Annotated in this window: 42 protein-coding genes; 18 read left to right on the top strand and 24 right to left on the bottom strand. The window is 64.5% G+C overall.

Annotated elements, in window-relative coordinates:
- Positions 1-19: 19 nt before the first annotated feature.
- From C8K14_RS19450 to C8K14_RS19350, 23 genes are all read right to left on the bottom strand, one after another.
- Positions 20-778 carry a phage minor head protein gene (locus tag C8K14_RS19450; protein ID WP_199223781.1) on the bottom strand — a complete coding sequence of 253 codons (759 nt, stop codon included), beginning with the start codon at positions 776-778 and terminating at the stop codon, positions 20-22.
- Complete coding sequence (locus tag C8K14_RS19445; protein WP_158271975.1) at positions 672-2,105, bottom strand: DUF1073 domain-containing protein; 1,434 nt, start codon at positions 2,103-2,105, stop codon at positions 672-674. The genes C8K14_RS19450 and C8K14_RS19445 overlap by 107 nt, the downstream gene beginning before the upstream one ends.
- A gap of 56 nt (positions 2,106-2,161) precedes the next feature.
- Entirely contained in the window at positions 2,162-3,646 is a 1,485-nt protein-coding gene (locus C8K14_RS19440; protein ID WP_166643375.1) for a hypothetical protein, read from the bottom strand.
- Complete coding sequence (locus C8K14_RS19435) at positions 3,630-4,391, bottom strand: terminase small subunit (protein WP_133726888.1); 762 nt, start codon at positions 4,389-4,391, stop codon at positions 3,630-3,632. Before C8K14_RS19435 ends, C8K14_RS19440 begins: the two co-directional genes overlap by 17 nt.
- Positions 4,392-4,680: 289 nt before the next feature.
- On the bottom strand, positions 4,681-5,037 hold the full coding sequence (locus tag C8K14_RS19430) for a hypothetical protein (RefSeq protein ID WP_133726887.1): 357 nt from the start codon (positions 5,035-5,037) through the stop codon (positions 4,681-4,683).
- A complete protein-coding gene (locus tag C8K14_RS19425) occupies positions 5,034-5,525 on the bottom strand; it encodes a DUF1643 domain-containing protein (RefSeq protein WP_107718508.1) in 492 nt (163 codons plus the stop codon). The genes C8K14_RS19430 and C8K14_RS19425 overlap by 4 nt, the downstream gene beginning before the upstream one ends.
- A complete protein-coding gene (locus tag C8K14_RS19420; RefSeq protein WP_133726886.1) occupies positions 5,525-5,830 on the bottom strand; it encodes a hypothetical protein in 306 nt (101 codons plus the stop codon). Before C8K14_RS19420 ends, C8K14_RS19425 begins: the two co-directional genes overlap by 1 nt.
- Before the next feature lie 216 nt (positions 5,831-6,046).
- Positions 6,047-6,211: a hypothetical protein gene (locus tag C8K14_RS22725; protein ID WP_158271974.1), complete on the bottom strand. Its 165-nt coding sequence runs from the start codon at positions 6,209-6,211 to the stop codon at positions 6,047-6,049.
- Positions 6,211-6,873: a hypothetical protein gene (locus C8K14_RS19415; RefSeq protein WP_107718504.1), complete on the bottom strand. Its 663-nt coding sequence runs from the start codon at positions 6,871-6,873 to the stop codon at positions 6,211-6,213. The genes C8K14_RS22725 and C8K14_RS19415 overlap by 1 nt, the downstream gene beginning before the upstream one ends.
- A 67-nt stretch (positions 6,874-6,940) precedes the next feature.
- On the bottom strand, positions 6,941-7,807 hold the full coding sequence (locus C8K14_RS19410; RefSeq protein WP_107718502.1) for a hypothetical protein: 867 nt from the start codon (positions 7,805-7,807) through the stop codon (positions 6,941-6,943).
- 34 nt (positions 7,808-7,841) lie between these two features.
- A complete protein-coding gene (locus tag C8K14_RS19405) occupies positions 7,842-9,215 on the bottom strand; it encodes a DnaB-like helicase C-terminal domain-containing protein (RefSeq protein WP_133726885.1) in 1,374 nt (457 codons plus the stop codon).
- 172 nt (positions 9,216-9,387) lie between these two features.
- Positions 9,388-9,618: a hypothetical protein gene (locus C8K14_RS19400; RefSeq protein WP_107718498.1), complete on the bottom strand. Its 231-nt coding sequence runs from the start codon at positions 9,616-9,618 to the stop codon at positions 9,388-9,390.
- Entirely contained in the window at positions 9,615-10,205 is a 591-nt protein-coding gene (locus C8K14_RS19395) for a hypothetical protein (RefSeq protein WP_107718496.1), read from the bottom strand. Before C8K14_RS19395 ends, C8K14_RS19400 begins: the two co-directional genes overlap by 4 nt.
- A gap of 52 nt (positions 10,206-10,257) precedes the next feature.
- On the bottom strand, positions 10,258-10,926 hold the full coding sequence (locus tag C8K14_RS19390; protein WP_107718495.1) for a hypothetical protein: 669 nt from the start codon (positions 10,924-10,926) through the stop codon (positions 10,258-10,260).
- 2 nt (positions 10,927-10,928) lie between these two features.
- Entirely contained in the window at positions 10,929-11,372 is a 444-nt protein-coding gene (locus C8K14_RS19385) for a hypothetical protein (protein WP_107718493.1), read from the bottom strand.
- Positions 11,373-11,374: 2 nt separating this feature from the next.
- Positions 11,375-11,695 carry a hypothetical protein gene (locus tag C8K14_RS19380; protein ID WP_107718491.1) on the bottom strand — a complete coding sequence of 107 codons (321 nt, stop codon included), beginning with the start codon at positions 11,693-11,695 and terminating at the stop codon, positions 11,375-11,377.
- Between the two features lie 2 nt (positions 11,696-11,697).
- Entirely contained in the window at positions 11,698-11,892 is a 195-nt protein-coding gene (locus C8K14_RS22485) for a hypothetical protein (RefSeq protein ID WP_108350174.1), read from the bottom strand.
- The gene (locus tag C8K14_RS19375) at positions 11,889-12,440 is read right to left on the bottom strand and encodes a helix-turn-helix domain-containing protein (RefSeq protein WP_107718489.1); all 552 of its coding nucleotides are present in this window, start codon (positions 12,438-12,440) and stop codon (positions 11,889-11,891) included. The genes C8K14_RS22485 and C8K14_RS19375 overlap by 4 nt, the downstream gene beginning before the upstream one ends.
- Positions 12,437-13,036, bottom strand: coding sequence for a hypothetical protein (locus C8K14_RS19370; RefSeq protein ID WP_107718487.1), 600 nt, complete (start codon positions 13,034-13,036; stop codon positions 12,437-12,439). Before C8K14_RS19370 ends, C8K14_RS19375 begins: the two co-directional genes overlap by 4 nt.
- Entirely contained in the window at positions 13,033-13,287 is a 255-nt protein-coding gene (locus C8K14_RS19365) for a hypothetical protein (RefSeq protein ID WP_133726884.1), read from the bottom strand. The genes C8K14_RS19370 and C8K14_RS19365 overlap by 4 nt, the downstream gene beginning before the upstream one ends.
- 74 nt (positions 13,288-13,361) lie before the next feature.
- Positions 13,362-13,826, bottom strand: coding sequence for a hypothetical protein (locus C8K14_RS19360; RefSeq protein ID WP_107718483.1), 465 nt, complete (start codon positions 13,824-13,826; stop codon positions 13,362-13,364).
- Between the two features lie 26 nt (positions 13,827-13,852).
- Entirely contained in the window at positions 13,853-14,275 is a 423-nt protein-coding gene (locus C8K14_RS19355) for a winged helix-turn-helix domain-containing protein (protein WP_107718481.1), read from the bottom strand.
- Positions 14,276-14,376: 101 nt separating this feature from the next.
- Positions 14,377-14,562 carry a hypothetical protein gene (locus tag C8K14_RS19350; protein WP_107718479.1) on the bottom strand — a complete coding sequence of 62 codons (186 nt, stop codon included), beginning with the start codon at positions 14,560-14,562 and terminating at the stop codon, positions 14,377-14,379.
- Between the two features lie 87 nt (positions 14,563-14,649).
- Here C8K14_RS19350 and C8K14_RS19345 point away from each other — a divergent pair, with 87 nt between their 5' ends.
- The gene (locus C8K14_RS19345) at positions 14,650-14,946 is read left to right on the top strand and encodes a hypothetical protein (RefSeq protein ID WP_107718477.1); all 297 of its coding nucleotides are present in this window, start codon (positions 14,650-14,652) and stop codon (positions 14,944-14,946) included.
- A 60-nt stretch (positions 14,947-15,006) separates the two neighbouring features.
- Here the strand turns inward: C8K14_RS19345 and C8K14_RS19340 are convergent, their stop codons facing one another.
- On the bottom strand, positions 15,007-15,204 hold the full coding sequence (locus C8K14_RS19340; protein ID WP_107718474.1) for a hypothetical protein: 198 nt from the start codon (positions 15,202-15,204) through the stop codon (positions 15,007-15,009).
- Between C8K14_RS19340 and C8K14_RS19335 the strand changes: the two genes are divergently transcribed.
- The 17 genes from C8K14_RS19335 to C8K14_RS19255 form a co-directional block, all read left to right on the top strand.
- Positions 15,203-15,757 (top strand): helix-turn-helix domain-containing protein, encoded by a 555-nt coding sequence (locus C8K14_RS19335; RefSeq protein ID WP_107718472.1) that lies wholly within the window; start codon positions 15,203-15,205, stop codon positions 15,755-15,757. The two genes, C8K14_RS19340 and C8K14_RS19335, sit on opposite strands and share 2 nt — an antisense overlap.
- A 224-nt stretch (positions 15,758-15,981) precedes the next feature.
- A complete protein-coding gene (locus tag C8K14_RS19330) occupies positions 15,982-16,449 on the top strand; it encodes a hypothetical protein (RefSeq protein WP_133726883.1) in 468 nt (155 codons plus the stop codon).
- Positions 16,446-16,961: an ATP-dependent Clp protease proteolytic subunit gene (locus tag C8K14_RS19325; protein WP_107718468.1), complete on the top strand. Its 516-nt coding sequence runs from the start codon at positions 16,446-16,448 to the stop codon at positions 16,959-16,961. The genes C8K14_RS19330 and C8K14_RS19325 overlap by 4 nt, the downstream gene beginning before the upstream one ends.
- A 224-nt stretch (positions 16,962-17,185) precedes the next feature.
- On the top strand, positions 17,186-17,518 hold the full coding sequence (locus C8K14_RS19320; protein ID WP_107718466.1) for a hypothetical protein: 333 nt from the start codon (positions 17,186-17,188) through the stop codon (positions 17,516-17,518).
- Positions 17,518-17,889: a hypothetical protein gene (locus C8K14_RS19315; RefSeq protein ID WP_107718464.1), complete on the top strand. Its 372-nt coding sequence runs from the start codon at positions 17,518-17,520 to the stop codon at positions 17,887-17,889. Before C8K14_RS19320 ends, C8K14_RS19315 begins: the two co-directional genes overlap by 1 nt.
- On the top strand, positions 17,886-18,383 hold the full coding sequence (locus tag C8K14_RS19310) for an HNH endonuclease (protein ID WP_233251155.1): 498 nt from the start codon (positions 17,886-17,888) through the stop codon (positions 18,381-18,383). The genes C8K14_RS19315 and C8K14_RS19310 overlap by 4 nt, the downstream gene beginning before the upstream one ends.
- Positions 18,380-18,574, top strand: coding sequence for a hypothetical protein (locus C8K14_RS19305; protein WP_107718462.1), 195 nt, complete (start codon positions 18,380-18,382; stop codon positions 18,572-18,574). The genes C8K14_RS19310 and C8K14_RS19305 overlap by 4 nt, the downstream gene beginning before the upstream one ends.
- 240 nt (positions 18,575-18,814) lie before the next feature.
- On the top strand, positions 18,815-19,213 hold the full coding sequence (locus C8K14_RS19300) for a hypothetical protein (RefSeq protein ID WP_133726882.1): 399 nt from the start codon (positions 18,815-18,817) through the stop codon (positions 19,211-19,213).
- A 10-nt stretch (positions 19,214-19,223) separates the two neighbouring features.
- On the top strand, positions 19,224-20,093 hold the full coding sequence (locus C8K14_RS19295; RefSeq protein ID WP_107718458.1) for a hypothetical protein: 870 nt from the start codon (positions 19,224-19,226) through the stop codon (positions 20,091-20,093).
- Positions 20,094-20,122: 29 nt separating this feature from the next.
- Complete coding sequence (locus C8K14_RS19290; protein WP_107718456.1) at positions 20,123-20,389, top strand: hypothetical protein; 267 nt, start codon at positions 20,123-20,125, stop codon at positions 20,387-20,389.
- A 14-nt stretch (positions 20,390-20,403) separates the two neighbouring features.
- The gene (locus tag C8K14_RS19285; RefSeq protein ID WP_107718454.1) at positions 20,404-21,642 is read left to right on the top strand and encodes a recombinase RecT; all 1,239 of its coding nucleotides are present in this window, start codon (positions 20,404-20,406) and stop codon (positions 21,640-21,642) included.
- A gap of 3 nt (positions 21,643-21,645) precedes the next feature.
- The gene (locus C8K14_RS19280; RefSeq protein ID WP_107718452.1) at positions 21,646-22,350 is read left to right on the top strand and encodes a hypothetical protein; all 705 of its coding nucleotides are present in this window, start codon (positions 21,646-21,648) and stop codon (positions 22,348-22,350) included.
- 2 nt (positions 22,351-22,352) lie between these two features.
- Positions 22,353-22,634, top strand: coding sequence for an acyl carrier protein (locus C8K14_RS19275; RefSeq protein ID WP_107718450.1), 282 nt, complete (start codon positions 22,353-22,355; stop codon positions 22,632-22,634).
- Positions 22,631-22,825 (top strand): hypothetical protein, encoded by a 195-nt coding sequence (locus tag C8K14_RS19270; protein ID WP_107718448.1) that lies wholly within the window; start codon positions 22,631-22,633, stop codon positions 22,823-22,825. Before C8K14_RS19275 ends, C8K14_RS19270 begins: the two co-directional genes overlap by 4 nt.
- Positions 22,822-24,177: a class I SAM-dependent methyltransferase gene (locus C8K14_RS19265; protein ID WP_107718446.1), complete on the top strand. Its 1,356-nt coding sequence runs from the start codon at positions 22,822-22,824 to the stop codon at positions 24,175-24,177. Before C8K14_RS19270 ends, C8K14_RS19265 begins: the two co-directional genes overlap by 4 nt.
- Positions 24,174-24,869, top strand: a complete 696-nt coding sequence (locus C8K14_RS19260; RefSeq protein ID WP_107718444.1) for a hypothetical protein — start codon at positions 24,174-24,176, stop codon at positions 24,867-24,869. Before C8K14_RS19265 ends, C8K14_RS19260 begins: the two co-directional genes overlap by 4 nt.
- On the top strand, positions 24,866-25,282 hold a 417-nt coding region (locus C8K14_RS19255), incomplete at its 3' end, for a hypothetical protein (RefSeq protein ID WP_199226588.1). The genes C8K14_RS19260 and C8K14_RS19255, both read left to right, overlap by 4 nt.

Below are 25,282 nucleotides of genomic sequence, written 5' to 3'. Positions count from 1 at the left end.
GTGGATGTGCATCGTCACCTCAAAACACGGGCTCAGGAAAACACCGGCAGTTCCAGATCGCGCCGGGCAGCGCGTGGTGCCCAGGATCGCATTCCGGCGGTTCGTCCCAGCGGAACGTCTTGCCATCCAAGGCCTTGTGGCTCGGCCGCACGTCGCTGTCGCGCGAGGTTCGCCAGATGAAGTGGGTGGAACCGATGTCCTCGGCCCGCGCCCGGGTGAACTCCGTCGACGTCCGCGAAACCTCGGTGCGTGCGATCAGATCGGCCCGGCTCTTGCTGACCTGGCCCGACCGCATAATCTCGGCAGCGATTTCCCTGGCGCGCGTGCCCTGCGTCAAGCCCTCGAGCGTCAGCTTGTGCACCCGCTCGGCGGCGTCGCGCGGGAGACTGGTGATCAACCGCACCTGATCGCCCAGGCGCTGTTGCGTCAGGGCGCCAACGTCTGTGCTGTTCAGTTGCGCCTGCATCAGGCGGGACATCTCTGCCGATGCCTCGCGCCAGGCGCGGCGGTCACGGGAATCGATCTCCTCGACCATCCGCCGTCCGACAACGCGGGCCCATGGCTCGATAATCTGGGCGTAGCGCTCGAGCGCCTGCCCGATCCGATCGGCAACCGCCGGATCTTCCGGCACCCAGATCGTGTTGATCAGTTCGCCGACGTGCGCTGCGATCTTACGCAGTTGGCTGGCGTACTGCCTCTCCACCTTCGCCGTCTGCACCAGGCGCCGGGATGACCTGGCCCGGTCCATCACCGGCAGGCGCGACAGCGTCGGGATCAAGCTCGGTCGGGCGAGGTGGGGCAAGCTCGGCCTCCTTGATTTCGTCATCGGTGATGTTCGAGAACACACCGGTCTGGTCGGCGCTCTGCTTCAGTTCGCGCATGGCCGACGGGGCGCTGATCAGGCCCAGTTCCGACGCGGTGCCGACGGCATCGACGATGGTTTTGGCGAGCTGACCCTTTTCGGTGTCGGACATTTGCCAGAGCGGGTTGAACGTGGCGCGGAAGCCTTGCGGCGGCGGCGAGCCGATCACCGACCGGTAAAGGATCGACATGACCTTGTTCACCGGCTCACGCAGGTCTTTCTGCTGCTTGGCGCGGATCGCGTCGTAGTAGTTCCGGAGGTCGCTTTCCCCGGTGCTGTTGAGACCCGCCGGCGACTGGCCGAACAGCCGCACCAGCGGGATTTGCGTGGCCCCGGACAGTTGCTGACCAAACCCGAGCAGCAGGTCGTTGAGCCCGGAAAAGCTGTAGGTGTGCGTCTCGAAATCGTCCTCGGAATCCAGCATCGTCAGCCCTTCGCTGGACTGAAACTTGCGGATCGCCTCGACGTGCTTCTCGACAGCCGTTTCTGCCTTGCCGCCGGCTGCCAGGATGCTGCGCAACCCCTTGATCTTGAGCGTGCGCAAATAGGCCTTGTAGATCAGCTGGGCCGAACCCTGGCTGGCACTGTCGTAGGCGACCAGGCGATCGTACATGCGCTCGACCACCGACATGCCCCAGCCCGCCTCGGCGATGCGCTGGAAGTAGGGCAACTTTACGCCCTCCATGCGGATCACGCGGCTGTGGTGGATATCCTGCAACTGGAAGGCGGATGCCTGCGGCCCGACTTTGTAAAACTCCGGCCGGCCAACAACGGTGCCATTGAGCGGCATGGAATCGCTTGTGACGGGCAGCAACTCCCAACGGCCCAGCGGCGTGATGCCGAGGAACTGGCCTTGCCCGATCGTATCGACGTTCAGTTCGGTCGAGACGTCCTGGCCATCGATGTCGATCACCCCGATCGCACCGCCATAGAGCCGCGACCACTGGATCACTTCCTGGAGCGATTGCCAGATTTGCAGATCGTCCTCGGCGGCGTGGATACGCTCGATTGCGCTGGGCGCCATGGTCGAGCCGAAATCGACACCCTCGCGCGTCATGTCCTCGGCGACGGCGTCGACCACAGCGCCGACCACCCACGATCCGCGGTACATCGCCTCCAGCGTGCGCGGCTGCCGGGTGAGCAGATTCGACAGCACATAGGTGTTGGCGTCGCTCATGTTGCCCGCGCCGACGCCGAGACGTGCCTGCATGTTCTGGAAGCTGTCGGCGGTGGCCCGGTCCATCTGCGGCCGAGGCGCGGCTTGGCTGCGGCCACGGGCGCGGCGCTGTGATCGTCGGCTCATCCGTAGGCCTTGAGGTAGGTGTTGAGGTCGAAATCCTTGGGCGCGAACGTCAGGCCCAAGGCGTCGGCAATGTCCGGGGACCGCAGGCCCCGCTTTTTCATGTCGGCCTTGCTCTCGACCACGATGCGGCCCGAGCTATCAATGCGGTAGCGCGGGGAAGCTAGTTCCCCTGCCAAGTCATCCGCGACCTCCTTGTCGAGTTGCCCGAAACTCGGCTCTTCCGTGCGCACCCACTCCGCAACCTCCATCCAGAGGTGATCGCGCAGTTTGAATGGCTGCCCATCGATCTTGGACCACTGGGTGCGTTCCGGCGCTGATTCCGACACCATGACGCCGACCACCGGCTCGCCTTCCTCGACTAGCCGGTCGACGACGCCTGCGCCGACACCATTGGCATCGACGTAGATTTCGTCGGCTGCCCATTCCTGGCGCAGGGCTTTTGCCATGCCGGCCGTGGCCATCGTATCCTGCTTCGCCACGACCTTGCACTTCTCGACCACGTTGCCGGCGCGCAGAATGAAGACCGTCCGGTCATCGCCGAACCGGGCCACGTCAACACCAAGCCGCCGGTCGCCGCCGGTAGAGGGCGCATCCCGGCTGATCGCTGCCTCGACATCGTCGATGCTGATCAGCGTGTCGTCGTCTTGCTTCGGGAACTCGCCGTCGGCGCGAACCCGGACCACGTTCGACCCTTCGCCGAACTTGCGGACTAGGCGCTCGCGGTAGCTGGGATCGACCAGGGGGCTGTCGTTGCAACGGAAGTGCAGCGCGGTGAAATCCGCCCGGTCCTGTTTGTGTGATCGGGCGAAATAGCCGGTGTTGCGGGTCGGGTTTCCGACCATGAGCAGTCGGGCGCCATGGGATGACAGCGCGCCTTCTGCCACTTCGAAAATCTTGTCATCGACGCCGCTGGCTTCCTCGACCACGAACATGATCGAGCCTTCTTCGGTCGCCACCTCCTCTACGCTGGTACCGTCTTCGCTGATCCTGACGCCGCTGGCGTGGAAGCCTTGCAGCGCATCCGGGTTCTCCTTGCGGGCGGTACGGGCCACCGCGAACCATTGGTCTGGGCTGCCTTTGTCGGCGATGCGGTCCTGATTGACCGTGAACAGGTTCGACAACCACAGTTCCTGGGGAAGGCCCTGCGACCGGCTCATCGCGTCCGATTTCCGCGCCCACTTCCCGAGTTCCGACCAAAGCACGTCGCGCAGCTGGCTGGCGCTGGGCGCGGTGCACGGGATCTTGGGAAAGTCGAAGCATTCCAGCATCCACCAAACCGCGGCAGATACCGAGCCTGATTTACCGACGCCGTGGCCGGCACGGGCCGACACCTTCGCGCCCTCCGGTTCAATCGCCTTGAGCAGGTCCGCCTGCTGCGTCGTCGGGTTCAGTCCGAGCCGTTGCTTGGCGTAGAGCAGGATATCCCGGCGCCAGATTCCCCGCAGTTGCTGGTAACCGTCGAGATCAATCTCGGTCAACATCGGCGCCGGCCTGTCGCGCGGCAGCCAGCAGCCCGGATACCCCGCCCTTGGTCTCGAGTTCGACCGGGCCGCCATCCTTACCAGTCAGTTCGACCCGATCCTTGAACATGCCCAAATGCCGCATGACCTTGTCGATGGCCACCATCTGGTCGTGCAGTTTGAATTCAAGGCCGTCACGCCCTTCCTTTACCCCTGCAAAAAGCATACGCGCCGGGCCCTTGATGCGCCGGGTGTCAGCGAAATGGGCTTGGCCGATTCCTTCACCGCTGCAGCGTGGGCAGTCCGGGGCGGGCTCGACATGCAAGCTGTAGCCGTAGCCACCGGCGTTGTCGGGTTTCACACTGTGGCGCTTTTCCGCCGTGTCACAGGCGTGGCCCCATTCCGCCTCATCGATCCACTGGTAGGCATGCCCGACACCATGGCAGTAGCGGCAGGCGTTACGGCGGTATTGCACCAGGTCGTTCGGATCGGCGGTGGCGATTGCCCAAAGCCGCAACAGCACCTTGTCTGCGGTGATCTCGGTCCTGGCGGCACGCTCGGCCTGGGCCTTTTCGATCTCGGCGCGCACATCCTCCCGCTTGAGCAACCTGGTCGCTGCACGGGCGGCGCTGCGCGGGTTCTTGGCTGGGCCGCCGTAGCCAGCAGCCAAAGCCGCTTCCGTCCCGTTCAGATCAGGCGACGCGAGCAGTTGGCGCACAAACTCGGCACGCATTTCGATTTCGCGGGCGCGCTCGCTGTAGCCCATGGCGTTTTCCTCGAAGCTCAGGCCCCGATACCGCACGGCGCGGGGCAGGCCGGTGGCGCCAGCCGCCCGCGTCGTGGGAGATGCAAAGATCGCCTCCTTTCCGCTTGGGTGCTGGGCCTCTCGGGCCGGGCCAGGGCGTCTAAGGCCCTGAAACGAGAAGCGCCCCGCAGGCCGGGTAGGGCCTCGGGGCGCAGTTCTGAATGATGGGAAGTTACGCTAGTTGCCACTCACGCGCAAGGGGCGTTGATCGGCGGGTTTCTCCACCGCGCGGCCAGGCGTTCAAGGTCGGTCATGTCCGGTTCTCCAAAGCCTTTTGCGCAACAACTCGGCACCACTGGATGCTGCCTCCATCGACAACCATCGGCGCGTTTTGGATGTGCTGCACTGCCTCCCGCAGCCGCTCCACCTCACCCCGCAGCGCCAGTTCGCGTTCGGCGCTCTTGCCCAGCAGGCGGGCTTGCTCTTGGATTTCGGCGTCCGCCTCGCGCACCTTCGCCAGCGTGCAGGCGTGGGCGTGGATTGAGCGGGCCAATTCAGATTGATCAGTGCCTCCAATGCACTCACGGATGAACCGCACGCGAGCCTTGTTGGCGGCACCGGTTGCCGCCCGGATCGCGGCTTCGTAATCGGCGTCGGTGGGGGTCATGGGGCACTCCATGGGACAATCGGGCTATCATACGGCAGCATCAGCGGGTGCTTGGGGTGCCCGCATTGCGCAGGTTGCCCTATGCTGTAGAGCGGAATGCCAAGTGGTTGGGCGATGTTCGTGATTGCTCGCCAGCGGAGCCCACGCCATATCTGCGGCTGCTTTGATACCGGACTCCATGCGCAAATGACTTTCTTCGCCTGCCCGATCATCCATCGAAGGTGTGCGTCATTTTCCGGGCCGACAGGATCATCGGTGCGCGCCAGTTCCCGAACATCCGTTGCCCGGTAAGCGAACAGATTGCCGACAATCACCCGACCCCATCCGTTCCGCTGTCCGAAGCCCAGAAGTTTGCGGATTGTGGCATCGTCTTTTTCGGCATCCGCTGTCGATGGGTTGACCATGATCACGGCTGTGATCTGGTCGCCACCAGTCCGCCTCTCAAGGCGATAGCGATATGCGCCGCATGGTGAGATTATCGCCCCCATCACACACCCTCCCGCAGGCTGGCGGGGTCGATGGCGCGCACCTTAGCGGCGGCATCGCGCGTCCCGTCACGGTGGCCATCGTTCCAGTCGATGTTGTCAGGACGCGACCGGCTGCGGTCGTCAAAGGCGCAGATGGCATGGACCGCAGCCGCCTCCAACGCCGCCCGCACAGCCTCGTCATGGAGCGCGGCAAGGGCGGTGAGGATGGCGGGCTGTTTCGCGGCAACCGCAATGATAGCCGGGTTCATGTTGGGGAATGCCGCTCTCAGCACAGCCTCAGCGTGCGCGCGCAGGTTTGTTGGCATGGTCAGTCTCCTTGTGCTTACGCCTTCCGGCGCGTGTTGTCGGCGGCCCATGCAGGACAACCGTCTCAACCATGCTCATGGCTGCTCACTCCTATCAAAATCAGAAATGCCCTCAAAAGGCCCACAGAGCCGTGAACCTGTCCCCCGACCTCACCACCATAGGGCTGATACCCGCTTTCGCGCTGTAGGGTGGCTCTGCGGGCGAAATTTGCCATATCAACGGCCTCGCCTGCCGTTCGCCGCCCGCAAACCATGCAGCAGCCCGGCGAGGATAGTGTTGCCGTCGCGGTCTGGCGGCATCACGCGCACCAAGGCCCGGATCAGCACGAACACCAGCCACCAGCGGAACAGGTCGAGGCCTGCTTTGACCAGACGGCCCATCAAACCAACTCCCCCACCCCAAGCCGCGCATACCGGGCCAGCACATCCCGCTCGTCGACATCGCGCCAGACCCGCTCCCGGATGTCGCACCAGCGGTCCAGCGCGCCCAGCAGCAGTCGCCGGGCACGGGGCCAACCCACGCGGTAGACTCGCGCCGTGGCGAACAGTTCACGGTCGCCCAGCACCATGTCGATCACCATGCGGCGCGGCATCGGCAGGTGCTGCCGCCATTGCGTGTAGGCCTGCTCCATGCGCACCAAGTGCAGCCGCTCGACCAGCACGTCGCGGCCCGATCCGGAACCATCCACTCGAGCCTCCAGGCTGGCACCGCGCACCGAAACCGACCGCTCGATCATCTCGGCGATCAGCGCGATCTCCTGCGAGGCCGCCCACTGATCGCCGGTGATCTGGCCGTTGTCGTGCAGCCGGGCCATGGACGACACCGACTTGCGCCGCATGGTCTTGGTCAGGCGGCCGCCTTGGTCGGGGATGAATGCTGGCTCCCAGTCGCCCTGGGCCAGCGCTTCGGGCGTCAATACCGGTTCACCGGTCTCCCGCTCGAACGGCGCCATGGCGTCGATCCGGGCCTGCCACTGGGCATGCGTCTCGTCGCGGCGCTTGGCCCTGGGATCGGGTTTTGCCCTCGTCGTCGTCGCAATCATGGTGCGGTGTCTCCCGAATTGAACAGTGTAGATTTCAATGGACGGTTTTCGACACGGGCTTCCCACGTCATGCCGCCTGCTTTCGCGCCTTCCAGCGCTCGAACTCGTCCGGACCCATGATGGCCTTGGCTTCGCTATCGCTGAGTGAACGCGGCGGGTAGCGCTGGTCGAACAGCCGATCGGCTTCGGCTTCGGCATGGCGCTGGGCATCTTCCGCAGCGTTGCGGTTTCGCAGTACCCGCTCGATGTACGGCACTGGGTCCACAGCCTCGGCCTTTCGGGCATTGGCGAGCGCGGACGCCACGGCTTCGCGGCCGTGATCCTTCACCCATTTCCCGATCATTCCGGCCTTGGACTTGCCCAGGTAGGCCTTGGCTTCGTCCCAGAATTGCTTGTCGGGATCGGCGCTGGGCTGGGCCGGCGCTGGCGGTTCGGGCGGTTTGTCCGAAATTTTCGCGTTCGCGGCGTTTCCGTCAGGAAACGTATTTCCCTTCCTCCCTTCCTCCCTTCCTCCCTTCTGCGGAGACTTTTCCCCACCGGTTCGGAACTGGTTCCCCACTGGTTCGGAACTGTCAGGCTTTGAAGGGGTGTCGTTTCCGCACCAGTTCCGAACCTCATCGGTCTGAGGGCAGAACAAAGTGGGCTTCTTGGGGCGTTGAAACCGGCAGAAGTTCCGAACCGCTCCGTAACTGGCGCCATCAGAATCGTACTTCAGGATGCACCGGTTCTCCACCAACTCGGCCAACAAGGCGTCCATGTCGACGCTGTCGGCAGGTAGGATCCGCATCTTGAGGCGAAGCGGGCGCCATTCGAAACAGCCGCCATCATCGCATTCGTTCCAGATGCCGATGAACAACAGGCGCGCCATGGCCGAGAGGCAGACGAATTCCTCGTCTGTCCAAAGCCCGGGGTGGACGGAGCGGATGCGGCTCATGGCAGTGGCCTTTCTTGATAGTGCTTGGCCATGATCACCTCACGGCCTGATAGGGAGCGAAGAAGCGGCCGCGCGTCGTTCCGGTGGTGCCGTTGCGGCGCTTGGCGAGAATGAACTCGATGACCCCACGACAGCGCTGCAGCTTGTCTTCCCAGCGCTGGTGCGCATCGGGGTCGTTCTGCGGCTCGGCCTGGTTGAGGTAATATTCCTCGCGCAGCAGGAACATCACGGCGTCGGCGTCCTGCTCGATCTGGCCGCTATCGCGCAAGTCAGACAGCTGGGGGCGCTTGTCCTGGCGCTGCTCCACGGTGCGAGACAACTGGGCCAAGGCCATGACGGCGACGCCATGTTCCTTGGCCAGGCCCTTGAGCCGCTTGCTCACCTCGGACGTCGCCTCATAGGCGCTGCGACCGCGCGTGTCGGGGTGAAGCAGCTGGAGATAGTCGACAACGACCAGATCGAGGCCTTGACCGGCGGCGGCGAGGCGGCGCTTGTGACGGCGCACCAGCATATCGAGGCGGCCAACGGTCAGGGTGCCGGGGTCGGCAATGGTAAGGGGGAGACGGCCTAGCATCAGCGCGGCCTCGTTGACGCGCTCCCGCTCCCAGCGGTTGAGCTGCCGGCGCTGAATCACGCCGTAGGGCACGCGGCGATCTTCGTTGTCGAACAGCATGTCGGCAAGCATGCGCCCGGTCAGCTGCTCCTTGGACATTTCCAGGCTGACGAAAAGCACACCTTGGCCATGGGAGGCGGCGCCACGGGCATAGCTGCCAGCGAAGCCGGTCTTGCCCATTCCAGGACGGCCAGCGACGATGGTCAGGCTGCCGGGTTCCAATTCGCCCAAGAGCTCGTCGGCGCCCGGAATGATGACGGAGCGCGCACCACCAACATCGCGGTCAAGATCGGCCATGAAGCTGGCGACGCAATCGGCAGCATCGGCTTCGGTTATGGCGACATCCTCGCGCGCGGTCACCGCCGCATCAGCCATGGCGGCGATTTCAGCGGTGGGGTGGCTGAGGTCGGTGCAGGCCTCGATGGCGGCCAGCAACCCGTCACGCATGCGCCGACGCTGTGCCAAGTCGAGCAGCTGCTTTGCCGTGTCGGCCGGGTCGATCATCATCGATGTCGGGTCAGACGTTAGCCGGGCCAGAAAGCCAGGTCCGCCCAGGGTGTCCAGGTCGGGATCCTGCTTGAAATGAGAGAGCATCATGACCGCCGACAAGGTGCGACCCAGCGATGCCTCGTGCACAATGGCTGCGAACATGCGTCCCAGGATCGGGACGCCGAAATCTTCGGCGCGCATGAAGTCCGCGGCTCGTTCAAGCGCCCGCCGGTCGAGCAGGATCGCGCCGAGTAGCGCCGCCTCCGCTTCGGGATTGATCAGAACAGATGAGTCGGTGTCGCTCACGAATTGGTGTCTCCGAACGCGCGGTCGAAGCGGGAAAAGGCTTCCCGCCGCAGCAGCGTCCAACAGGGATTGTCCTTGAGATCAGGCTCTCGCGCCTCGGCTCGCACCATCGCGGCATGCGCGGCGAACGCCTGTTCCGCAGCGAGGCTCGAGCCACGGCGCGCCGCGCACCTCACCGTGCCGTTCTCCGCAGGTCGCAACCGGTTTCCCGGGCACGGGTCAGCCGGCCGTTGCGCAACCAGTGCATCAGGCGAGAGCGATCGGGCAGGGCGATGAACCCGCGCAGCAAGCCTTTGTGCTCGTGGACATCGAACACGGCTTCGCCATCGACCGTGCGCAAACCATGGATCCGGTCGACGTCAGGGCAGCAGCGGGCGCCGGGGGTGTCGTCCCCTTCAATCATCGCCGCACACTCCCGGTGAGCATCGGGCGCAGCACCTCGTTCTGGCGCCAGGGCGGCGTCAGACCGCGAAGGCCGCAGGCGTAATCGAGCAGGCCCAGCGCATCCGCTTCATCGTTGGTGCGCGGTTTGAAGCCGAGGTGCCGGCAGCGTTCGATCGTCAGGGCCTTGAGGGAATCGCTGGCGCTGCGATTTGCCGCCTTGGCGCGCTTCCGGGCATCGGACGCGGCGATCCGCCCGATGAAGTCGCCGCGCCAGGAACTGACATTGATCGCCTGGGCGGTGCGCAGGCCCATGGCATGGGCAAAGCTCTCGGCATGGGCGGCCAAGCCGCTCAGCACGCGCAGGGTGTCGATGTTGGTGTGGCCGCTCAGTTGCGCCGGAGAAATCGGCTCCTCGAAATAGAGATGCTCGAAGCGGCAGAGCGCGCGCAGGTCCAGCAGGTTTGCGTGCAGCTTGGCATAGGTCTGGCCGCGTGTCGTGAATTCGGAGCCGAGAACCCAGGAACCATACCGGGGCGCGTCGGTGCCTTCGATCCACACCGCCCAGCCGGTGCCGCGCTTAGAAAGGTCGAGAGCGAGGATGGTCAAGGCATTCTCCCTTGCCGTGGGGCGACCGATCAGGGCCGCCCCACCGACATCATCATTGCAGGCTGAGGGTGCGCGGTTCGGCGCCAGCGGCCGTGGCCAGATCGGCGTCGATGCCATCGCTGGGAATCGTCGCCATCTTGCTGCGGCCCTTGGCGCCGGCGGGCACCACGGGCTGACCCGGCTCGGCACCTTCGGCCATGGTCACCAGATCGAGCGGCCGGCTGAAATTCATCTCGGTCAGGCCGAGATGCAGCGCGGTCAGGAAGTGGTCGCGCTTGGCGTCCTCCATCGCTTCGAGATGAAACAGCAGGTCCAGTATCTTTCGCGGAAAATTGCAGTCGTCCTTGATCCGCGAATAGGGATCGCTGAGGTCGCCCTGCTTTTCCGAGATGAACGCCTTTCGCGGCGCGATCTCGGCGCGGTAGATGCGGATCGCTTCGGCGGCATTGGGGCGGTTATATACCCCGCCGCTTTCCTGCTGCTCCGACTTTACTTCGGTCTTCTTCTGGCGGGCCATGGTGGCCTCCTCTTCGGTGGTTGAACGGGGCGTTGCCAGCAGCGGTTCGTAAGCCTCCGGCGGCGGTGGATTGCGGTCGTCCTCAGCAGCATGCAGGCGCGCTTCGCCGATCGAGATGCCAGCGAGTGCCGCGGCGTCATTGATGCTGGCGCCGTCGCGGCGCGCCCGGCGAAAGGTTCGAAGCTGCTGGCTGCCGTGCGACATGATCAGTCGACCGCCAGCATCTGTTCGCTGGCGCAGAACACGAAATGCGGGGGCTGGCCGACGCTGGGACGCAGCGCCTCCAGGCGTTCACAGTCGAACCGGGGGAAATCGAGCGAGAACAGGCCGTCCGCCGTTGCCGCATTGATGGTCAGCGCATAGGCGCCCGTCTTCTGCCGCTTGGCAAGAAATGGCCCCTTGGCGTTGTCGATCACGACCTGGATCAATCCGGCATCGTCACCCGTGCCGAAGGCCAGGCGGAGGTTGCACTCATCCTTCACCAGCGAAATGGCTTCGGCCAGCTTCGGACCGATCAGGATCTTGATGTAGCGTGCCGTGACGCCGTTACGGGTGCCGAGCTTGCGGGCGGAGACTGCTACCCCATGCGGCGGCACAGCAGCGGGCGCGGCCTTGGCGGGATTGACCGCCTCGATGTCTTCGAATGCCATGATCAAATCCTCCCTGGAAGGTGGGCTGGCGCAGCTTGGCCGCGCTTGGGGACGTGGGGGTTTTCGTTGCTGTGGCCAGCAGGAACGGCGGTGCGCTTGCCTGTCGCCACGACTTCGACGATGCGGCAGCGCTGGCGACGATCGACCCGGATCAGGCCGCGCTCTTCCAGCTTGGCCACCATCAGCGGCGCCATTGCTGCGGCATTGTAGCCGGTCATATCCAGAATGGTGTTGTTCGACGGGCAGGTCTGCCCGGCCTCGGCCGCCGCACAAATCGCTTCGAACACCAGGCGTTCGGCATAGGTGAGGGGGCCGCGTTCCATGATCAGGCCTTTTCCTGCAAAGCCGCCGGAACAGGCTGCCCAGCCTTGGCGCAAAGCTGCCGTGCCACGGCGCGGACGTGGGCCTTGTGCGCGGCACGCAAGGCGCTACGCGGCACCAGCAAGGCGCGAGAGGCCTCTTCCGGTGTCAGCGGGGCCACGGGGGCGACTGTGCGACGGCGCGAGAACGGAATCCTCATGGCAGCATCTCCAGCTTGAGCGCGGCATCAGCGATGTCTTGGGCGCTGTTGAGCGGTGCAAGGGCGATGCGGCGCAGCAGGCGTGCCCGCTTTTCAGCCAGCTTTTTCGCCTCGTTCCGATCGCGCCGCGCATTGTGCCGGGCAATGATCACCGCGGTTATCTGCGCCTGTTGGGCGGCCAGCGCTGCTGCTGCAGCAGCGATCGGCCGGGCGGGCAGCAACGCATCGGCGATCATCCGCAACTCGGGCCAATCGGCGCAGAAGGCGTCAAAGGTGCTGACATGCCAACTGACGCTGGAATGATCGATGCCAAGACGACGCCCGATGCCAGAAAGGGTGAGGCCTTTGCCGCGCAGCACCGCGCAAGCGCACTTGCGGGCGCCCACGATATGACGATCGCGACGCGGCCCGAGCAAAGTGTCAGTGCTCATGCCGAGTGCCTGGCTGATCAAGGTGATGATTGCGCGTGGCTGCACGCCAGGCTCGGGCAAACGGATGGCGGATGTCGCCACCCCGCCAGCGCGCCGTTCGATGTCCGCGCGCGTCATGCCGCTATGCTCCGGCGGCAGCCGAACTGGTCGTGCACCGCGGCACGGGTGCCGCAGTAGCCGCAGACCCGGTTGTCGACATGGCGCAGGGTATCATCGCGCAGGGCGTCTTGGGGGGCCTCTGGCTGGCGCTGAATGCTGACCAGCACACGAAAAATGCCATCGCGGCGGATCATGATCTTGCCCGCCGCTTCCAACGAGCAAAGCACCGAACTGATCGATGCCGGGTGCAGTCCTCGGATCGCCTGCGCCAATTCCGGATTCTTCGGGATCGGACGACCGATGAACCCACGCAGGTAGTCGATCAGTTCACGCTCACGGTCGCGCAGCCCGTCGCCGGCGACGCCGATCCTCTTGCCGGGCGCGGTCACCTTGCCGGTGCCCACGATCTCGAACTGGAACAGCCCTTTGTCCGGCCGGCGCAGCACATCGTTTTCTACGAGCCACAGCACGATCTTGTTGGCGTAGGGTATGCTTATGCCCAGCTTGTCAGCGATCGTCCGATATTCGGGCGGTGGCGCGCCGGCATCGGCTGCTTCGATCATCAGGTTCAGCACGGCCATGCGGTTGGCGGTGGCGTCGCGGTTGAAGTTCATGCCATCCTCCCTGCCGCAAAGACGGGATCAAGCATGGCGCGCGCATCAACGGCCGTGAAATAGCGGCGCAGGTTGGCATAATCGCTAGCCAGATCCGGCGGGCAATCCGGCCACACGGCGCGGGCAGCGCGAATGCCGGCGACGCGCTTCGCCTGGGCTTCGGGCGTGCGCAGTTGCTCAATCCGCGCACTGGCACGCTTTCTCGCCCGGAATTCGGGACTGGCCCACATCGTGCGAGACAACGCGCTCATGGCGCAGGAACGGCAATGCCGATCCGGGCGGCTTGCCGGGCAGGCGCCTGGCGCCTTGCAATGCGGCCGCGTACTCATGCCGCCCTCGCGCCCATAGCGGTGATTACATGCCCATGGCGCACCATGCGTGCACCCACGGCCGGCAGGTCGACCACGCCGCCGCCATTGATGCCGCGCACTACCGTTGCAGCATCCTCCGCTACCTCGCTGGCAAGCGTGCCAGGGCTTGGTTCATCGTCGGGCAAGTCGAAGGCGCCCTGGCCTGTGAGCGGGAGCCATTCGTTGGTGAAGTCCGCGCCGAGGACTGAGGCAATCGACAGCATTTGCCCCCAATCCAGCGGGCGATAGTCGGTATGGCCAACCGGATAGCCCCGAAACGCTTCGATCGTGCGGTGATGGACGCGCGAGGCCTTGGCCAACTGCAGGACGCTCATGCTGCGCCCGCGTCCAACGAACAGGCTCATGCCCTTCTTGAACGCGTTCACGGCTTGTTCGTGGGAAATAAGGGGCTCTTTTTCCACTGAATTGCTATGTTGCATGTGCGAATGCCTCCAAAATGGAGAAATCAGAGATCAGGATGAATGGCCGGGGCAGCGGCGTGGATGGCGCCAGCCGCCCCGGCGCCGGTGGTGCGACCCGCCGGGCTGTGGTTGTCTTGTTCGGGGAGGCGCCAGCGGTAGCCGCGGCCACGGTTGCTCTCGACCGGCATCCGCGCGCCCAGGCGCTTGCGCACCCGGCTGAGAACGACGGCGACAACGTTGGGCTCATCGCTGTCGCTGACTCGGTCAAGGATGACCCAAGGGGACAGCCATTTCCCGCGACCAGCGGCCACAGCGTAGAGCGTGGCGTTCTGCTGGGCGGTGAGCTGGAAGGGTGCACCATCGAGGAAGGCGCTGTCGGGCGTCAGGCGCCAGGGGCCTGCCTCGATTTCGGGATCTGCGCGCAGATTGCAGCCGCAGCTGGGGCAGATGTGCAGGGGCTCGGCCATGGCTCAGCCCCTTTCGCTGGCGCGCTTGATGGCGCAGCCGATCAGGCACCCGGCGACAAACGAAATGGCCAGCCAGGCCGCCAATGCGATCTCGATCATGGTCATGGCCGGGCGTCTCCGGGCAGGGCCGGGGCGCTGGCGAAAAGCGCGGCGCGCGTCTCGGCTGTGAGGATGATGGATGTCGTTGTGCCGCCGTTGGTCACGGCGACGTGCAGGCCGCCATCACGCAGCGGCGTCGCGCGGATCGCGGCGTGGGGCTGGGTGTGGTGGCGGGTGCGCTCAGGCATGGCTCAGCGCCCTCCGGGGCCGGGATTGCGCGCCCCGGCCCTTTCGGTCATCCTGCGGTTGTCGAGACCGAGCAGGAGAATTTTGCCATGGATGAAATCATCGCCGTGGTTTGGCCCAGGCCAGAAGACTATCCGCGATTTTTCGAGGTCTGCGGGCCGGAAGATTACCCGCCCACGTACATCGAGTTCGTGCAGCAAGCCCTCGGCATCCTGGCAGCACAAGGCATCGACCCTGGCAGCATCGAAAAGGTCCATGTGGACCCCGACGAAATGCTGCAATGGTGCCTTCGGCATCACGGCAAGCTCGACACCGAAACGCGCGCCCTGTTCGCCATGTTCAAGGTCCGATCGCGACACGGCAAAGGCGCCGAGGCAATCAATTGAGCTGATGATCGGGGCCGGGGCCTCAGGCATCGGGGAGGGCCTTGGCTGGGGTGCGGACGCTCATGCGGCGCTCTTCTGGCCAGCTTCGTGCTCCGCCATCTTCTGGCGAACGCGCTCGACCGTGCTCATCCGTAAATCGCGGCCATCACGAAGTTGGCGGACAAAATGCTTGTCCCTCAGGGCCATCTCCCCGAACTGCCAGTCCGAGAACCCATGCTTGGCGCAGAACGCCTCGATTTCTTGAAGGAGTGCCATCATGGGTTTGCAGCATATGGGGGAAATCTCCCCCAGTCAATGCGCCTATCGGGGGAAATTTCGTGAGTTCCCCGAAATGCCGTGGCCGTGGGATATTGCCCCCATGGATGACGAGGAAAAAATTGCAGCAATCAGGCAGTTTATCGTGGATGTTATGACAACCAAGGACATGAGCCGCCGTGCGCTATCATCTGCTGCCGGCCTCAGTGAATCCGCCGTTCGCGATGTCCTCGGCCGGACAACGAACCCAGGCATCGGGACGCTCTACAAAATTTCAGAGGGTCTCGGCGTGTCATTCGAAGAAATGATGGCGGCAGGCTCGTCTAAAGCCACACCCCCGCTTAGTGCCGAAGCCCTGGCGCCACTTCTTGACGCGCTGATCCCCTTGGCGCCTCCATCTGGTCGGCTGACGGAGCAATCTCGAAAAGCCTTAGCCGAAGCGCTTGCATATGGGCTGTCGCTTCTTGGAGGTGATCCCACCAGTTCGGCCAACGAGGGTGCTGTCGCGGTGGCTGCTCGCGCCGCAACATCTCGATTTCGCGAGATAATGAACTGATGGTCAGGCGGGTCATGGCGCAGTCTAAAAAGCAAGGGCGGCAACCGCCGTCGCATTCTGGGCTCCACAGCTTGATTCGTTCCATCTGCCGTCCTTTGTTCTCACTCCGTTCTACCACGGCGTGAAAAGTGCGCGATAGGAAAAATCTTTCGATCCGCTTCAATCTGGGAAATTTACGTAGGAACCTAATCTGGCTGATGGGCAGGCCAAGCGAAGGGGGCAACATGAAGGGGCATATCGCAGCGGGCCTGGCGCTCGCTTTGGCTGGGTGCGGCGGCGAGGCAGCGGCACCCGCGCCCGGCGGATCTACATCAGCGGCAGCGACTACGGAGGCGGCGGCCGAGACCAGCGCCGCGCCAGAGCCTAACTTCGTCGAGCGCCGCAACGGCATCTATTACTACCTCTCGCAGGTATCGGAGAACGACCAGAAGGATGGGCGCGGCGTCGGGCATGCGGTAGGCTTCCGCTACCTAGGCAAGGCCGCCGATGGCGATTTCAAGGTGGCGGGCGTGACCGATGGCGGCGCTACGGTAATGACCGCGACCTGTTCCGATCCCTGCAAAATTATCCATGTCAGCACTGGAGAGGCTGTTGGCTATGAGCCGACCACAGTTATCGGCGGCGTGTTCACCGATGCCATGAACGGACTGCTCGAGGTGGCGCCAGCTAAGCACGGGACCACTTCGAAATGAGATACCTATACTATCACGGCGCTGTCACACCCGCAGGTGCGAGAAATGCAGCAACCCTACTAAACATGGCGTTTAAGGAGGGTGAAGCCGAGGTCACATTGTGTATTTGCTCAGATGGCGGCGACATAACTGCTGGCATGGGCCTGTTTCACTTCATCCAAATGCTGCCTATATCGGTTCACACGCATGCAATGAGTTTTTGCGGGTCCATTGCTGCAACAATATTTTTGGCCGGGCAACGGCGGACCTGTACGATGGATTGTGTGTTCACGACCCATCAAGGCACCTATGTCGAAGGCCCTCTAATCGGGCAGCGCACGCCAAATACCAGCGTGTTCGCTGAGCCTTTCAGGAATTTGTTGGGATGGACGACTGATGAAATTAACGCGCGCTTTGGCCCCGCAGACTTCCGCATTCATTCCGGGGATTCTGTCAGCCTCAAGATCACCCATGAGGTGACCGACGTCAAAATGGGCGGTCAAGACACTATGGTGATTGTCGGCATTCCTTGAGATAACGCATCCGTTCGCTCTGCAATCGGGGCTAGAGCAACAGCAGCTGCGCGCGATCAACCCATCCATACCACCTCCACCAGGCGCCCACGCGGCGCCTTTTTCGTGCAAAAATAATTTAGCACGAATGGGGGAAATTTCACACATAATTGTTGACGACGGGGGAAATGTCCCCCATTAAGTCTCCAACAGCCGGCCACCCCGGCCCAAGTTGGAGACGGCAGATGCCCCTTGGCACCACCCTCGAAATTCCCGCAGGCTACCCGGACAACGCCACGACCCGCGCGATCTTCGCCCCGGTCGAACTTGCTCCGTTTCGCCTGACCGAAGCGCAGGCCGCTGAACTGGCCGCGCTGACCCCGACCATGCGCGAACTGACGCTGTCGGACCTTTACGGCGCCTACCTGATCGAGCGCATCCCGAACCGCTTCCTGCGTCACTCGCCGGTCGTTGGCCGTGAGATTGCCCGCTCGTGGGACAAGCGCGGCGCCGAATACATGGAAGCCGCGCGCGCGGAATACCGCCGCGCGCTGGCTGCTGGGCGGGAGGCTGCGTGATGCGCCCCGTCCCCATGACCGCCGCCTATCGCGCCTGGAAGCTGCACAACGGCGTCCATTACCCGCTGCGGCCCGAAGCTAGCACGCTCACCAACGTTGTGGCCGAGGCGCAACAGTCCTGCGCCCACAAGGACCAGTTCGCGGTGCTGGAATGCGCGGGTGGCAAGCAGGTGCTGCGCATCTACCAGATCAAGCAGGGCAAGGACATGTGGGTGCGCAAGCCCGGCTTTTCCCATTCGGTGAAGGTGCCGCAGCTGCGCGCCGACCTGATCGCTGAACTGGCTGTGGAGAATTACGAGCCGGTCGAGGCCTGGCAGTGGACGCCTGGCGCCGATGCCGTTGGCGCACCTGCGCGGGAGATCGTGCTGTGAGCAAGCCAACCCCTAACCAGACCATCGAAAAGCTTCTGACCGCTGTTGTCGCTGCCGGCGGCGAACGCCTGGCGCCGACAAACCCCTATGAGGTCGCCCGCTTTCGCACCCTTTATGGCGTCGGCGTCATTTACCGGAACGCCCGTGGCAAGCAGACTTGGACCCCGGAAGCCGAGATGGCCCAAGATCACATCAAGGCCAAGAAAGGCTCATTGGCGCCCGTGGTTGTGGTGAACCGGGCCGGGCAGGCGCAACGCCGCTCTGCCGTGCTTCGCATTCTCGAACGCGACGGCGGTGACTGCTTTTTCTGCGGGCTCCCGCTCGCGGACGATGTGACGCTCGAGCATCTGGTTCCGATTGCCCACGGCGGCCCGAACCACATCAGCAACCTCGTTTGCGCCCATGCCGCCTGCAACCTGGAAGCGGGCCACCTGAGCGTGGCTGAAAAGGTCGCGCTGGCCGTCTGCAAGCGCACCGCAAAGGCGCTGGCATGACTCACCACCACCCCGTCGCCTTCGTGGTGATCATTGCCACCGCCCTGACGCTGCTGGCCGTAGCTGCCGCCGCGCCGCGCATAGCCGGCATCCCCGCCGCCCACGCCCTGCCTCGCGCCGCCGTTGGCCTAGCCGGCTTGCTGATGATGCCCTTCTTCATCCTGACCTTGGAGGCCTTCATCTATGGCTGACCGCGTCCACACGCCGATCCTCGCCGCACGCTGCAATAGCCGGCCTGGGACGGCTCACCCGCCTTTGCGCGACGTTCCCAGCATGGCTGAATGGTGCGCCGCGCATCATGCACCGCGCCGCCAGGGCTGGATCGCCCGCATCCTGTCCCCACGCGCTGCCTCGCCGGTTCCCCTTGCCGGGGCGTGCCCGTCCACTTCCAGCGCTGTCGAGGCCGGCGCTGAGACGGGCGGGGAGGGGAAGTGAGCCGCGCCCCACTTTCCTATGGCACCCCCGGAACTGGCACGCCCGGCGTGTCGGCCGGCTTGGATGTGCGCCAGCCAGTCGAGGGGTTCTACCGCCACAAGCCGCGCCGCGACGCCGTCTATGTCGGCATCCGCATCTGGTACGGCGCTCCGCTGGACCCGGTGACCGGTGAGGAAATGGATCGGTCCTGGCGCTGGCAGGCTCAGGCCAACGGCGAGCCGATCGAACTGGACCATGTCTGGCCGACCTGTGCCGGCGATCCGATCACCGAGGCTGATTACCGCCGCTACTGCGCCCGCCAGGCCTGGGCGCGCGAACATGCCCCCGACAGCGCCTGGGCCGAGCGCGGGCGCCGCATCGACCCCCTTTCGAGGTCCACCCCACTCCCTTTCTAAGGAGGCAGCAATGCCGATTGCACAACCGAAGCCTGTTTTCGACGATGTTACTCCCTGGCCGGAACCGTCCACGCCCGCAATCGGCGGGCTGGGCCACAACAAGCCACCGGTCGAAGACGAGGCGCGCGCCGCTTTCCGCGAGGCCCTGCTCGCCAACCGGCCGGATTTCGAGCAGAAGGTCGAGGACATCATTGCCGGCGCCGATCGCGCCAACGTGGTCGACGATGACAGCTATGCCCGTGGTGGCAGCTATATCAAGTTGGTCCGTGCCGCGCTCGATCACGTCGACGTCGCCCACAAGACGGCCAAGGCTCCCTATTTGACCGGCGGCCGCGTGGTCGATGCCGAGAAGAACGATCTTGCCGCCAAGCTGATGACGGCGCGCAACAAGGTGCAGGGCCAGCTTAACGAATATGCCGCGAAGAAGGCGGCTGAGCAGGAAGCCGAGCGCCAGCGGATTGCCGCCGAACAGCGGGCCGCCGCCGAAGCCGCCATGCGCGCCGAGCGCGAGCGCCTCGCCGCAGAGGCCGCCGCCGCGCGCGCCGCACGCGAAGCGACCAGCGCCGCCGAGCGCGAGGCCGCTGAGCAGGCCGCCGAGGTTGCGCGCCAGGCTGCCGAGAGCGCCATGGCCGCCGCTGCATTGGCACCGGCGCCGGTCACAAAGGCTGAACCGATCCGCAGCGATGACGGTGCCACGGTGTCGACGAAGACGGTCTGGAGCAGCGCGGTCGAGGATTACGCCAAGGCCTTCAAGGCGGTGAAGACCGATCCGAAGGTCAAGGAAGCGATCGAGGCCGCCGTCGCGCGCCAGGTCCGCGCCGGTTCGCGCGAAATCCCCGGCTGCCGCATCTGGCCGACCCAGCAGGCTGTGGCCCGCTGACCCACCCTCTCGCATTTCAGGAGATTATCATGCCCCAATACGTGTCCTGCCGTTTCCGGCCGACTGACACCCGCACCTATACCTATGTCCACGACGGCGCCCCTTTGAAGCCCGGCGACATGGTGAAGGTGGCTGATGCGCGCAGCGATAGCTGGAAGCGCGTGGAGGTCGTGGCCGTGTCCGACGAGGCGCCGCCGTTCACCTGCAAGCCGGTTCTGGGCCTCGCCGAAGACGAGGGCGAGGCTGCGCCGGCCGATGGCGCCGCCGACATTTCCGCATCCGACCTTCCTTACTGACAGGAGCCTTATCGATGAACGCCCCCGCCACCGTTGCGGCGCAACGCCAACTTCATCCCGTCACGAAGCTGACCCAGCAGCTTGAGGAGCGCGCGAACGAGTTTCGCAAGGCTCTGCCGTCCCACATTTCGCCGGAAAAGCTGCAGCGCACGATCGTGACCGCCGCCACCAACAACCCCGATCTGCTCAACGCCGATCGTCAATCGCTGATCGTGGCGGCCATGAAGGCGGCGCAGGATGGCTTGCTGCCTGATGGCCGAGAGGCCGCGCTGGTCATTTTCAACAACCGCAAGAAGGACGCGCAAGGCAAGTGGCACGATCACAAGATCGTCCAGTATATGCCGATGGTCTATGGCCTGCGGAAGAAGATCGTGCAGTCGGGCGAGGTCGTCAGCTTGCAGACGGGCCTGGTCTATCGGGCCGAAATGGAGGCGGGCGCCTTCATCTATGAAATCGGGATGGAGCCACCGATCCGCCACAGGCCGATGCTGGACCTGCCCGGCGACGAACTGACCGACGACAAGATCGTCGCCGCCTATTCCATTGCCAAGATGAAGGACGGTACCGTCGCGGTCGAAGTCATGCGGCGCGGTGAAATCGACCGCGTCCGCAACGTCAGCATGACCGGCTCCACCATCGATCGGTATGGCAAGCCGCGCGACCCGAAGGGCCCATGGGTGGACTGGTTTGGCGAAATGGCCCGCAAGACGGTCATGCGTCGGCACAGCAAGACACTGCCAATGTCGGGCGACATCATCGTCGATGTCGAAGCGAGCGAAATGGAGGCGGCAAGCAGGGCCGCGGCCCTGCTCGATTCTGTGACGCCAGATGCCCCCGTCGCGCTGCCGAGCAATGAGCAATTGGGCGCCCAACTGGAAGATCATTCCGGCACCAGCAATGGCGTGCCGTTTGATCCTGAGACAGGCGAACTGCTCGCTCGGGATTCGCGCGGCATGACCGAGGTGGACGAAGAAACGGCCCGCGCGCTGGACGCCGACGCCATCCCCCCAGCCCACGACCAGGAAGGCCGGGCCGACGAAGACATGGGCGAGGCCAACAGCGACAGCGAACAGCCCGCGTGGTGGAACCTGGTCGAAGGCATGAAGGCGAGCCTGGACGCTGCCACGACGCTTGCCGCGGTCAAGAGCGTGGACGATCTGTTCGTGAAGAACGCCGCCGGCCTGCCTGACGACGTGGCCGCCGACCTGCAAGGGCGCATCGATGCCGCGCGCCGCCGTGTGAAGGGGGCCTGACCGATGCCGAACCATGTCACCACCACCTGCGCCGTATCGGGGCCTGCCAGCGACGTTCAACTGTTTCGGGAAATGCTCTTTCCGGATGGCGATGCCGAGCAGTTCGACTTCAACAAGATCATTCCCATGCCGGCGATCTTGAAGGCCGCTCAGGAAAGCACCATCGCTGAATTCGGGGCCGCTCTGATCATGGCGGAGGCGCAAGACCAGAAGAATTTCTTTGGCGGCGCCGAAATCAATATCCCGGACCAATGGGTTGCCAAGATGCGCCAGGAAACCGGCTGCCATCACATGGGCGAGGTCGCGAGGGCCTATCTGGCGGCCCACCCGGAATACCGCGAACAGGGACTGCTGCGGCTTCGCGCCGTGGCCGAAACCGGCTTTGTCTCCTGGTACCCTTGGGCAATCCAGAACTGGGGCACCAAGTGGGGTTCCTATCGGGTCAGCGTCACCGACAACGGCGAGCCGTTTGCATTCTCTTTCGAGACGGCATGGTCTTTCCCTGAGCCTGTTTTCGCCAAGCTGGTCGAGAAATTCCCGACTCTGACGTTCGACCTCGCGACCTTTGATGAGGGCTGGAATTTCGCTGGCGAAGGCCAAATGGGCGCCGTTGTTGCCAAGCCCTTTGAGATCGGGAGCGCGACCAACGAGCTTTATGAGCGCGTCTATGGCCACGCCCCGGAACTCGAAGACGAAGGCGAGGCCTGACCATGACCGACACCACAACCCGCGTGGCCACCATCATCGCCGACTTCACCGGCGAAGACCTGAGCCGCTTTTCCGACCCGCGCACCGTGACGCTGGCCAAAGACCTGTCGCTCGACAGCCTCGACATGGTCGAACTGAGCATGGAGATTGAGGACGTCTTCTCGATCGAGATCACCGACGACGAAACCGCCGCCCTTGGCATGGACGGCCCGGACAAGTCGGTGACCATCGGCGATGTCGTGGCGCTGATCGAGCGCAAGCGCGGGGAGGGCGCCGAGGCATGACCGCCGCCGGCTTCTATGTCTGGCGGCGCCCCAATCGCTCGCTGGAGTTCCGCGCGAAGCTGCCGCGCCGTCGCCATCCCACGCTGGCCGACGCCTGCGCCGAAGCGACGCGCCTGCATCGCTTGCAGCCGGACGACACGTTCCAGGTCGTGCAGGTGCTGGCGGAGATTGGGCCGGAGGAGGGGGCATGAACGCCATCGCTCTCCCCATCACCGTCGCCGACCTGGTCGCGGAATACGAGCGGAAGATCGCCGCAGCCGATCTCGTCGTGGACCAGTTCAAGGAAGCGGTCACCGCGTTGGACGCTGCCGCCACGGTGCAGGGCGTCTACGTCGAGCGGGTTGCACCGCGTGATGGTGTCTACGCTGATACTCTGCGCCGGAACCTGCTGCTGTCAGGCTGGCGCGCGGTCTATCGGCGCCTGATGATCGACCACTTGGCCAGCGCTGACGACAAGCGCCGGTTCGAGAAGGACATGGCCAACCCGCCACCGCTGACGGTCGAAAACGCCAAGGCCACGTTTGGCGATTTCCTGATCCGCCCACGCTTCCACATCCTGCGCGGCCTGGCCGAAGTCTTCTGCTCGCTCGACCCCGCCTATAAATCGCACAGCAAGGTCCGCATCGGGAAGAAGGGCCTGCCCAAGCGCGTGATCCTGGGGAGCTGGAACAGCTTTCACAGCAGCTACGGTCGGGACCGGTTCAAGGACATGGTCAACGCGTTGGCCGCTGTGCGCGGGCAGGAACCGCTCGACTGGCTGGAAGTGCTCGACATTGAAGTGCAGCACAAGGCCGGGCACGACGCGGTGATGAATGGCCGCACGCTGGTGCGCCACAACATCGGCAGGGGAGATCCCGAACAGTTCACCGCGCCTGATCGCGGGCTGACCATCCGCAAGTTCGCAAACGGCAACGCTCACGTCTATTTCGACGCCGGCGCGCTTCTGGCGGTAAATCGCGGCCTGGCCGAGTTCTACGGCGAGGTTCTGCCTGATGCCGAGCCCGAGGGCGTCAAGCCCAGCGCCAGCACGGCGGTGTCGAAGGATCTGCAGTTCTATTGGTCATCGCCCAAGGTGGTCGAGGCCGCGCTCGATTTTGCCGACGTTCCCGACCCGCAGCACTATCGCGGCGCGGCGCCAGTCTGGACCGTGCTGGAGCCGTCGTGCGGCGACGGGCGCATTCTCGACGGCATCCGCGCCCGCGGGCACCAGGCGCTGGGCATCGAATATCATCCCGGCCGGGCGAGCGAGGCGCGGGGCAGGGGCCATGCCGTGGTCTGCGCCAACTTCCTGGAGCAGCCGCCGGCGCCGGAGTTCGACGCAGTGGTGATGAACCCGCCCTTCTATGGCCGGCACTACGTCAAGCACGTGAACCACGCTCTGCGCTTCCTGAAACCGCATGGCACGCTGGTGGCGATCCTGCCAGCGACCGCGCGCTACGACCACGGCGAATTGCAAGGCGAATGGCGGGACTTGCCCGTGGCCAGCTTTGCCGACGCCGGGACCAACGTTCCTACGACCATGATCAAGATGAAGGCAGCATGAGTGCGCCCCGCGTCCTGATCGGCTGTGAACGCTCCGGCGTCCTGCGCCGTGCCTTCGTCGCCCGTGGCATTGATGCTTGGTCCTGTGACCTTGAACCGGCCGACGATGGCAGCAATCGCCATATTCGCGGAAACCTGCTCGACCATCTCGATGATGGCTGGGATCTGCTGGCCGTGCTGCATCCGCCATGCACCCGCCTGTGCAACAGCGGCGTGCGCTGGCTCTACATCGGCGGACGGCGCGTCAATGGCCACGATCCGCAGGGCTGGGCTGATCTCGAAGCGGCCGCTGCCTTCTATCGCGCATGCCGCGAGCGCGGAAACATCCTGCGCCGCGCGCTGGAGAACCCCATCATGCACCGCCATGCCATCCGGCTCACCGGCCGGCGCCACGTCCAGTTCGTGCAACCCTGGTGGTTTGGAGATCCGTTCTTCAAGTCCACGGGCCTCGAGCTGATCAACCTCCCCCAGGTCCTGCCCACCAATCGCCTGACCCCGCCGCGCCCCGGCACGGACGAGCACAAGGCTTGGAGCCGCGTCCACCGTCAAAGCGGATGGGGCAAGCACGCCGCCGATCGCGCCCGCGCCCGCAGCCAGACCTTCCCCGGCATGGCCGATGCCCTGGCTGAACAATGGAGCAACCTGCTCGACGTTCGCGCCGCCTTTCCGCGCCAGGAGGCGCAAGCAGCATGACGCGCCGATATACCATGTTCAGCGCCGGGCAGGGCAGCTTTCGTGCGGCCATGATCGACCGGCGTCGGCATCCCATTGCCGAGTTTGGCCTCGTATTCACCGACACACTTTACGAAGATGCCGATGCCTACCGGTTTCTGATCGAAGGCGCAGCGATGGTGACAGGTCGCCGCCTCAACTGGACAGTAAAGGCGGAGGACTTCCCCGACTATCGCGTGCCCGAAGATGTGCCGATCGAGGAATATCGTGGCAATCCTGAGTGGCGCGCGTTTCTGGCGGACCTGCGCGCGCACGCGATCGATGCCATTCCAGAACTGATCTGGCTGGTTGAAGGTCGAGACCCTTGGGAAGTGTTTCGAGATCGCCGCTTTTTGGGGAACAGCGGCGTTGCAGATCCGTGCAGCGAAGTCTTG

This window comes from Novosphingobium sp. GV079, assembly GCF_003058045.1.
In the GTDB taxonomy this organism is placed as follows: domain Bacteria; phylum Pseudomonadota; class Alphaproteobacteria; order Sphingomonadales; family Sphingomonadaceae; genus Novosphingobium; species Novosphingobium capsulatum.
This window is presented reverse-complemented; position numbering and strand designations above follow the sequence as displayed.